At 67.9% G+C, this 8,854-nt stretch carries 10 protein-coding genes and 1 tRNA gene; 5 read left to right on the top strand and 6 right to left on the bottom strand.

The annotated features are described in order from the left end of the window. The 5 genes from QH470_RS38200 to QH470_RS07020 all read right to left on the bottom strand — a co-directional run. A partial coding sequence (locus QH470_RS38200) for a hypothetical protein (protein ID WP_425302626.1) occupies window positions 1-137 on the bottom strand: 137 nt, incomplete at its 3' end. A 96-nt stretch (window positions 138-233) separates the two neighbouring features. Then, complete coding sequence (locus QH470_RS07035; protein ID WP_280271457.1) at window positions 234-611, bottom strand: DUF2255 family protein; 378 nt, start codon at window positions 609-611, stop codon at window positions 234-236. Between the two features lie 112 nt (window positions 612-723). Continuing rightward, the gene (locus QH470_RS07030; protein WP_280271456.1) at window positions 724-2,340 is read right to left on the bottom strand and encodes an acyl-CoA synthetase; all 1,617 of its coding nucleotides are present in this window, start codon (window positions 2,338-2,340) and stop codon (window positions 724-726) included. A gap of 146 nt (window positions 2,341-2,486) precedes the next feature. Next, entirely contained in the window at window positions 2,487-2,957 is a 471-nt protein-coding gene (locus QH470_RS07025) for a PaaI family thioesterase (RefSeq protein ID WP_280271455.1), read from the bottom strand. 85 nt (window positions 2,958-3,042) lie between these two features. Next, window positions 3,043-4,677, bottom strand: coding sequence for a long-chain fatty acid--CoA ligase (locus QH470_RS07020; RefSeq protein WP_280271454.1), 1,635 nt, complete (start codon window positions 4,675-4,677; stop codon window positions 3,043-3,045). A 485-nt stretch (window positions 4,678-5,162) separates the two neighbouring features. Between QH470_RS07020 and QH470_RS07015 the strand changes: the two genes are divergently transcribed. Beyond that, a complete protein-coding gene (locus QH470_RS07015) occupies window positions 5,163-6,632 on the top strand; it encodes a flavin-containing monooxygenase (protein ID WP_280271453.1) in 1,470 nt (489 codons plus the stop codon). A 144-nt stretch (window positions 6,633-6,776) separates the two neighbouring features. Continuing rightward, window positions 6,777-6,852 (top strand) — tRNA-Arg (locus tag QH470_RS07010). 227 nt (window positions 6,853-7,079) lie between these two features. Here the strand turns inward: QH470_RS07010 and QH470_RS07005 are convergent. Beyond that, entirely contained in the window at window positions 7,080-7,301 is a 222-nt protein-coding gene (locus tag QH470_RS07005; RefSeq protein WP_280271452.1) for a flavodoxin, read from the bottom strand. Between QH470_RS07005 and QH470_RS07000 the strand changes: the two genes are divergently transcribed. From QH470_RS07000 to QH470_RS06990, 3 genes are all read left to right on the top strand, one after another. Beyond that, on the top strand, window positions 7,278-7,907 hold the full coding sequence (locus tag QH470_RS07000; protein WP_280271451.1) for a DUF732 domain-containing protein: 630 nt from the start codon (window positions 7,278-7,280) through the stop codon (window positions 7,905-7,907). The two genes, QH470_RS07005 and QH470_RS07000, sit on opposite strands and share 24 nt — an antisense overlap. Before the next feature lie 161 nt (window positions 7,908-8,068). Further along, window positions 8,069-8,500 (top strand): tetratricopeptide repeat protein, encoded by a 432-nt coding sequence (locus QH470_RS06995; protein WP_280271450.1) that lies wholly within the window; start codon window positions 8,069-8,071, stop codon window positions 8,498-8,500. Window positions 8,501-8,554: 54 nt separating this feature from the next. Beyond that, window positions 8,555-8,854, top strand: a 300-nt coding sequence (locus tag QH470_RS06990) for a CBS domain-containing protein (protein ID WP_280271449.1), incomplete at its 3' end; no start/stop codon positions are given.

Here is an 8,854-nt window from a genome sequence, read left to right as displayed (position 1 = left end):
CGGTGCAGCAGGTTGACCTGGTGCGGCGGATGACCGTCGAAATTGTCGTTGCTGACCTGGTTCGTCGCCGTCACCCGGGAGATCGCCCTCAGCGGGCGTTCGGCGCCGCGCGGCTGGGTGCGCGGGAACAGCTCCACCCCTACTCCTACTCTATTGCTGTTCGTCCCCACCTCCCCCCCGCCGCCCCCCACCACCCCCCCCCCCCCCCCCCCCGATTCGCTTGTCGGCGACCGTCATTCGCGCGGCAGTAGCCGCAAGGTGGTGGATCGCGCCTTGGCACTGGTGATCTCGGCGATGATGCTGGCCGCGTACCGCTGATACTTCGTCGCGTACTCGCCGTCGATGTCGTCGTCCAGCGCGTGATCGGCGTCGGCGAAGTCGACGTCCTGGTCGATGCTGCCGGCCCGGATCCGGCCGTGGCCGCTGTCGCGCGCGGTCCGGAACCAGGCCGAGTCCGCCCCGTTCACCGAGCGCACGTACAGCTCGCGACCGTGCCGCACCACCCAGATCGTCACCGGCATCCGCAGCGTGCCGTCCCGGCCCGCCGCCGCCAGTTGCAGTTCCTCCGTCTCTGCGATCCTGGTCAGCTCGGCGGCCGTCCACTTCGCCATCGCGTCTCCTTCCGGGTCCCGCTGGTGCGCTGGGGAGCATTTTTCCCTCTCGCGACCCCGGGTCCCGGCTGCGACACGGACATTCCGTACCAAGCGGTTCGGCAGGCTCGGATCAGAGTTCCTGCAGCATCCGCTTGAGGACCTTGCCGGTCGGGTTGCGCGGCAGTTCTCCCAGGAAGACGACCTCCCGGGGCACCTTGTAGCGCGCCAGGTGCGCCTTCACGTGGGACTTGACATCGTCGGCGGTGAGTGTGTCGTCGTCGCGCACGACGAATGCCTTCAGGCGCGCGCCGAACCGGTCGTCGGCCACGCCGATCACCGCCGCCTCGCGAATTCCGCTGTGCGCGTTGAGCAATTCCTCCACCTCGGCCGGAAAGACGTTCTCGCCGCCGGAGACGATCATGTCGTCGTCCCGGCCGTCGATGAAAAGCCTTCCGGCGGAGTCGAAGTGGCCGAGGTCGCCGGAGGACATCAGTCCGCGGACGCGTTCCTTGTCGCCGCCGCCGGTGTAGCCCTCGAACTGCAAGGCGTTGGCGACGAAGATGCGGCCGGTGAGGCCGGGCGGCAACTCGGCGCCCCGGTCGTCGAGGACCCGCACCACCGCGCCGAGCACGGGCCGACCCACGCAGCCGGGTTCCTCGGCGAGGTCGGCGGGGGTGGCGATGGTGGCGTACGCGACCTCGGTGGAGCCGTACAGGTTGTAGACCACCGGGCCGAGCAGCGCCGTGATCCGCCGGCACAGGTCGGCGCCGAGCTGCGATCCCGCCACGAAGACGATGCGCAGCCGGGACAGGTCGCGGCCGGCCAGCGCCCGGGGGCCGAGGTCGGCGATGCGGGCCAGCATCACCGGCACCGCGATCAGGGCGGTCGCGCGGTGCCGGGACATGCTGTCGATCACCTGCTGCGGATCGAAGCGGCGCCGGATCACCAGGGTGGAGCCGAATCCGATGGCCAGCAACGACATCGCGAAACCGAGCGTGTGGAACAGCGGCGCCGGGCATTCGGTCACCTCGCGGGTGCGGAACGGCACCCGGCTGAGGATCGCGCCCAGCGGCTCCAGCGAACGCGGCTCCGAGCGGGCCGCGCCCTTCGGCGTGCCGGTCGTGCCGCTGGTCAGCAGGATGATCTTGGAGCCCGGGCCGGTGATCGGCGGCGACGCGGCGGAACCCGCGGCGATCAGGGCCTCCAGGCTGCTCGGGTGGCTGGTGTCGGTCCAGGCCCGATACGCGCCGCGGCGCGGGCTGAGATCGCCGAGGATCGGTTCGTACTCCTCGTCGTAGACCAGCAGATCGGCGCCCTCGCGCGCGGTCACGTCGCGCAGCTGCGGACCCGCGAAGTCGGTGTTCAACAGGATGATTCGGGCGCCGCACTTGGTGGCGGCGAACATCGCGTCCAGCAGTCCGCGATGATTGCGGGCCAGGATCGCCACGCCCTCACCGGAACGCAGGCCGCGCTTGCGCCACTCGTTGGCCAAGCGGTTCGAGCGGTCGTCGAGTTCCCGGTAGCTCAGCGCGCCCAGTTCATCGATGACCGCGGTGCGCTCGCCGTAGCGGCCCGCCGAAAGGCGCAGCAGCGCAGGCAAACCGCCGTGCCGCAGCAGTTCGGTGCCCGCCGCCAGCAGCGGCATCGGCGACTCGAGGCCGACCACGCCGCTGCCCACGCACAGCCACAGATATTCCAGTTCGGTCCACAACCGGACGCCCAGTGTCTTCAACAGGTTCACCGTCATGCGCCAACCCCCTTGCCGCGGTAGTCATCTCCCGCGGCGCACGCACGCACAGCAACCATGCCGGACCTCCTCGTCCACCCGCCTACGGCGAGAGCCCCCAGGTTATCGCGACTCCCGTGGACGCGCCCACTCCTTCGGCCCGGCACCTACTTCCCGTGCGCACGAAGCTGATACAGCCCCTCGGTCTCCGCGACCACCACGCCGTCGGCGTCGGTGACGGTCGCCTTCAGCGTGAAGTCGGCCTTCCCGTGGGCCTCCGCGGCGGCGACGATCCGGGCGATCTCCTCGTCGGACAGCTCGGCCTGCGCGCGCACATCGGTCTTGGCGGGCTTGCGGAAGAAGATCTGCAGATCCTTGACCAGCGGGAAGTACTTCGCGGTATCGAAGGTGGCGATCGGGATCGCGCCGCCCAGGATTTCGGCGACGGTGAACAGCACACCGGCGTACATGACCCCGAAGTGGTTGCCGTTGCCCTCGATCGGCACCGTGGTCGCGGCGAACCCGGGCCGCACCTCGAGCGCCCGCACACCCATCTTGTGCGCGATCGGAATCGTGAACTCCAGCGCCCCGTTCACCATGTCGGCGAACGCCGGAGCGTCGCTGCTCGTCTCGGCCATGAGCTAACCCTTCGCTGCGTGCACCGGTCGGCAACCGGTGCACGCAGCGTACGACATACTGTTGACAGACCGCCAACAGCACTCCCTACAGCGTCGTGACCTCCAGCTCGCCGTCGGCGAACCGCGCCCGCAGCCGCTTCTTGTCGAACTTGCCGACGCTCGTCTTGGGCACCTCGTCGATCACGGTCCAATACTCGGGCAGCTGCCACTTGGCGAACTTGTCGGCGAGGAAATCGCGCAGTTCGGCGGGCTCGGCGGCGGCGCCCTCCTTGAACACGACCGCCACCAGCGGCCGTTCCTCCCACTTCTCATCAGGGATGCCGATCACCGAGGCCTCCGCCACGGCCGGATGCCCCATGATCGCGTTCTCCAGGTCCACCGACGAGATCCACTCGCCGCCGGACTTGATCACATCCTTGGAGCGGTCGACCAGCGTGAGGAAGCCGTCGGGACTGATCTTGCCGACGTCGCCGGTGCGCAGCCAGCCGTCGTGGAACTTGTCCGGATCGACCACCGCGCCCTCGGGCGAATAGTAGGAGGCGGTGATCCACGGGCCGCGAACCTCCAACTCTCCCAGCGCTTCTCCGTCGTTGGGCTGCACCGAGCCGTCGTCGCCGACCAGCCGGGCCTGCACCGCGGCCGGGAACCGGCCCTGGGTGTAGCGGTAGTCCCACTCCGCCTCGCCCACCACACCGGCGGGCGGATGCGCGACGCTGCCCAGCGGCGAGGTCTCGGTCATCCCCCACGCGTGCAGCAGCCGCACGCCGTGCTTCTCCTGGAAGGCCCGCATCATGGCGGGCGGCACCGCGGAGCCGCCGACCACGCAGGTGCGCAGGTGCGAGATGTCCTGCGGCTGCGCGTCCAGCCCGGCGAGCACGCCGCCCCAGATGGTCGGGACGGCGGCGGCGAAGCTCGGCCGCTCGGCCGCCATCATCTGTAGCAGCGGGCCGGGCTGCAGGAAGCGGTCGGGCATCAGCAGACTGGTGCCCGTCATCATGGCGGCGTACGGGATGCCCCACGAGTTCGCATGGAACAGCGGCACGATCGTCAGCACGGTGTCGTCGGCGGTGAAGCCCATGCTGTTCGGCGAGACCACCTGCATCGCGTGCAGCCAGTTGGAGCGGTGCGAGTACACCACGCCCTTCGGGTCGCCGGTGGTGCCGGAGGTGTAGCACATTCCGGCCGCCGAGCGTTCGTCGATCACCGGGTAGTCGAAGGTATCCGGTTGCGCGGCAAGCAGTTCGGTGTAGGAGTGCACCTGCACGCCGTCCGGCGCGGTCAGGCTCGCGGCGTCGCCGTTGGCGACGATCACGTGCCGGACCGTCCGCAGCTGCGGCAAGTATTGAGCGAACATCGGTACCAGCGAGCCGTCGACGATGACGACCTGATCCTCGGCATGGTTCGCGACATACACCAGCTGCTCCGGGAACAGCCGGATGTTGAGCGCGTGCAGCACCGCGCCCATCGCCGGCACCGTGGCGTAGGCGGCCATGTGCTCGGTGTTGTTCCACATGAAGGTGCCGACCCGGTCGCCCTCGCCGATACCCAGGCCGCGCAGCGCGTTCGCCAGCTGCGCGCATTGCACCCCGAGTTCGCGGAAGGTCGTGGTACGCACCCCGTCACCGGTCCACGTGGACACCGTCGCGTTGCCGTGGAACGTCGTCGCATAGCGCAGCAAGGTTGCCAGCGACAACTGCTCGTCCTGCATAGTGCTCAACATCTGAAACGCCACTCCTCACCAGTGAACGAGGTCACATCTGCCGCGAGGATAGCCGAATTCGAACTCACCGGTAACCACGTCGCCGACGCGAAAGAAAATGGCGGCTGCACACGGCGAACCCCACACTCGCCACCCGCAGCCGCCGCTGCCGATCGGTTCACCCGGCGCAGAGCAACCGACCGGCAGACCGCCCCGGACCGAGCCCGGCTCTCGACGTCGCCCCCTGCGGCACCGTCGAAGCGCCAAACCCGCACCGGGACAGGCTTTTTGAAGTAATTCCCTAGTAAGAAATAGTAGGGACCGAGATGGGCGCGTGTCCAGTCGAGGTATGAGAGTCCGGCGCGCACGCGTCGGGCCGCAGGGCACCTGAAGGTGATGATAAGGCTTCGACCTGCGGGAAATCCGGGAACAGCGTGGCCGGAAATATGGATTTGATGTCCGCAGATCTCTTCGTCCCCCGCCCTGGGGACACTTAATCTCATGGTATGACTCGCACGCCGTCCATCCTCATCATCGGCGCCGGATTCGCCGGCCTCGGCATGGCGCTGGAACTACAGCGCGCCGGCATCGACAACTTCACCATCCTGGAGAAGGCCGACGACCTCGGCGGCGTGTGGCGGGAGAACACATATCCGGGCGCGGCCTGCGACGTCCCGTCGCCGCTGTACTCCTGGTCGTACGCACCGAAATCCGATTGGCCACGGCGCTTTTCGGAGCAGGCCGACATCCACGCCTACATGCGCAAGGTCGCCGTCGAGCACGGCGTACCGGCGAAGATCCGGTTCGGCACCGAGGTGACCGACGCGGAATTCGATGAGCGCCAAGGCGTCTGGCACGTCCGCACCGCCGACGGCGCCACCCTGACCACCGACATCCTGGTGCCCGCGGTGGGCCAGCTGTCGCGCCCGGCCATGCCGAACATCCCCGGCATCGACACCTTCACCGGCCCCGCGTTCCACTCCGCCGAATGGGACCACAGCGTCGACCTCACCGGCAAGCGGGTGGCCTGCATCGGCACGGGAGCCAGTGCCATCCAGTACATTCCGCGCATCCAGCCCAAGGCCGGCCACCTGACCCTGTTCCAGCGATCGGCTGCCTGGGTGCTGCCGAAGTTCGACACCGAGTACAGCGCAAGGCATCACGCGCTGTTCAAGTACTTCCCGCCGAGCCGCCTCGCGGAACGCTTCGCCATCTGGGGCCTGTTCGAGGTCCTGGCCCTGGCCCTCACCGACATCCCCGCGATGAAGAAGCCGGTCGTCGCCCTCGCCGATCGCCATCGCGCCAAGCAGATTTCGGACCCCGTCCTGCGCGAGAAGCTCACCCCCGACTACGCCCCCGGCTGCAAGCGCGGCCTGTTCTCCAACGAATACTTCCCCGCGCTCGCACAACCCAACGTCACCGTCGAGACCACCGGCATCGAGGCCATCACCCCCACCGGCATCCGCACCACCGACGGCGTCGACCACGAGGTCGACGTCATCATCTACGGCACCGGCTTCAAAGGCACCGAATTCCTGGCCCCCATGAACATCTACGGCCTCGGCGGCCGCAAACTCTCCGACGAATGGTCCCCCGAGGGCGCCCGCGCCTACCTCGGCATCTCGGTCCCCGGCTTCCCCAACCTGTTCATGATGTACGGCCCCAACACCAACGTCGGCTCCGGCTCCATCATCTACATGCTCGAATCCCAGGCCCGCTACATCCGCCAAGCCACCCGCTACCTCACCGCCCACCCCGGCCACTTCGTCTCCGCCCGCGCCACCGCCGAACAAGCCTGGGACAACTGGCTCCAAAACCGCCTCGAAGACACCCCCTGGAACTTCTGCTCCAGCTGGTACCGCAACGCCTCCGGCCGCATCACCAACAACTGGCCCGGCGCCACAGTCCTCTACCGCTGGAAAACCCGCCGCTTCGTCCCAGAGGAGTATGAGGATGGGGTGGCGACCACTCCCTGACCAGCCCCGGCACCCACAACCCACCTATACCGCACTCCCAGCGGAAGTCCGCCCGCGCCACCCCACGCCGGACTCCCGCAATGCCCCGATCCCACCCCCACCCGGTAGACTCCGCCCAAGCCGGACCACACCACCGTCCGACCAGCCCTCGTAGCTCAGGGGATAGAGCACCGCTCTCCTAAAGCGGGTGTCGCAGGTTCGAATCCTGCCGGGGGCACCAACCTGCGACAGCGCCTTCGCAGTTAAACGAAGCTTTCGGTGCCGCGCACCACTTCCGGATCGCTATCCGGAACCGATACTTGCAGGTCAGCCGATGCCCGGTTCGAGCCCTCCGGGGAAGCACAAAACAAGGGCAACCGGGTCGGCAGTTCGCCCGGATTCAGGACTGGCCGGAGCAATCCGCGTGCGCCTGCCGTACCAGCACTTCGACAAGCCGTGGACACATCGTCATCGGGTCAGGCCCGTGGCCCGGAGCCAGCGGTCGACGTCGGGTCCGGCATCGGCGGTGGTCTCGCCGCGCACTGCCAGGCCGCTCCTGATGTCGCTGTGCGGGAGCATGTTTCGGTAGTCGTCCTCGACGGTGCCCATGCCGCTGACGGCGTAGGTGACGAACGGCAACACCGTCTTGCCGGTGAGGTCGACGGCGTGGACGAAGGTGGACATGATCATGGGTGCGCGCACATTCCAGACCGGGCTGCCGAGCAGAACGAGCGGGCGGCGCGGATGCGGCCCTCGCCGCCGTGGGCTTCGCGCGCGGCGACCTCGCGCTTCTACATCCCGACCCTCCCGCCTTCCGGTGGCCCCGCTTCAGCCCTGGGGTGGGTTCTTTCGCGACGTCGGCTGCGGGATCGTTGCTACTACAACACCCACGGCCCCGAACACGAGGATGACATCATGGTGACCAAACGAACCAGCCGACGCCCCTTCGCAATTGCCTGCATCGCCGCCCTTGCCGCACTGGGATGCGCGGTAGGCGGAACGGCCGCCGCCACCACCGACATCGGCACCGCTGAAGCCGCGTTCGTCGACGAAATCACCCTCAACAACGCGACACTGCCCGGACAGTCGACGGCCGAGATGATCACCGCAGGACACGCGACCTGCGACCACCTGCGCGCGGGCGTGTCGGTTCTCGACGAACAATCCGCTGTCGAGCGGTTACCAGTTCAGCCAGGGCACACTGTTCGTCAGCGCGGCAACGACGAACCTGTGCCCGAACTTCGCCTCGTGAATCGGACCTCGCGCACCGGCAGCGCGCACTCATGCCGCCGATGAAGCCCGTGCAGTCTCGGCGTGATCACCCTCGCAACCATCCGACGGTCGTAGGCGATGTTCGATGAGGCGGCCTGGCTGCCGGCTGCGCGGCATGGATGTATGTCGTGATCGCCCGATGAGCCGCGACCGCAACCGACCTGACCGACACCGACCGTCGAGCGGTGGATCGGCTGTTGGACTACGACCATGCCACGGCCGCCGGGGCCGACCTGCAACAACAAGCACTGGCCCTCTACCGCGAACTCGGCGACCGCCGCGGCCAAGCCGATACCCTCACCAACCTCGGCCTCGTGCACATGTGGACCTGGAACCACGCCGAGGCCACCAACCTCCAGTTACAAGCGCTGGCCCTCTTCCGCGAGCTCCCTAGGGTGCTCGGCCGACTCGGCGTGGCGACCACGTCGACACCGGAAGAATTCGTAGAGCTAACGCCGCCATCGCGGTGTGTGCCGGAGCGTCGGGTTGCCGTGAGCGCCACCTTTACGGCATCTTTACTGGCGGTGTGCCGGGAAGTCTGGTCGGCGAACGTGGCCCGAGACCTCGGGCGACGTGGATCCGACGCGGGGAGCGACCGATGCCAGTCACCGAAGTGATCTTGACGGATTTCGTGCGAGCGATCAGCACCGGCGTCGTCGTATCCTGCGGGTGTGCACGCATCGCAGATAGCCGAGGAATATCCGGTGGTCACCATGGACACCGACGCGCTGGATGCCGCACGACTGCTGGCCGAGCATCGACTGCCCGGCATCCTGGTCACCACGGCCGACGGGCGGCCCGAAGCGGTACTTCCGGCCTCGCAGGTCGTGCGGTTCCTGGTGCCGCGGTACGTGCAGGACGATCCGTCACTGGCCGGGGTGATCGACGAATCGACCTGCGATCGGATGGTGACGAAGCTGCGTGGCAAGAAGGTCCGCGACGTCATTCCCGAGCGGTTGATCAAGGTGCCC

Origin of the sequence: Nocardia wallacei, from assembly GCF_029868745.1 — a bacterium.
GTDB classification, from domain to species: domain Bacteria; phylum Actinomycetota; class Actinomycetes; order Mycobacteriales; family Mycobacteriaceae; genus Nocardia; species Nocardia wallacei_B.
This window is presented reverse-complemented; position numbering and strand designations above follow the sequence as displayed.

Bases quoted from the DNA above. Each gene is read 5' to 3' on its own strand.
- QH470_RS07035 (WP_280271457.1), bottom strand. From the start codon at position 611: ATGGCGAAGTGGACGGCCGCCGAGCTGACCAGGATCGCAGAGACGGAG.
- QH470_RS07030 (WP_280271456.1), bottom strand. From the start codon at position 2,340: ATGACGGTGAACCTGTTGAAGACACTGGGCGTCCGGTTGTGGACCGAA.
- QH470_RS07025 (WP_280271455.1), bottom strand. From the start codon at position 2,957: ATGGCCGAGACGAGCAGCGACGCTCCGGCGTTCGCCGACATGGTGAAC.
- QH470_RS07020 (WP_280271454.1), bottom strand. From the start codon at position 4,677: ATGTTGAGCACTATGCAGGACGAGCAGTTGTCGCTGGCAACCTTGCTG.
- QH470_RS07015 (WP_280271453.1), top strand. From the start codon at position 5,163: ATGACTCGCACGCCGTCCATCCTCATCATCGGCGCCGGATTCGCCGGC.
- QH470_RS07005 (WP_280271452.1), bottom strand. From the start codon at position 7,301: ATGATCATGTCCACCTTCGTCCACGCCGTCGACCTCACCGGCAAGACG.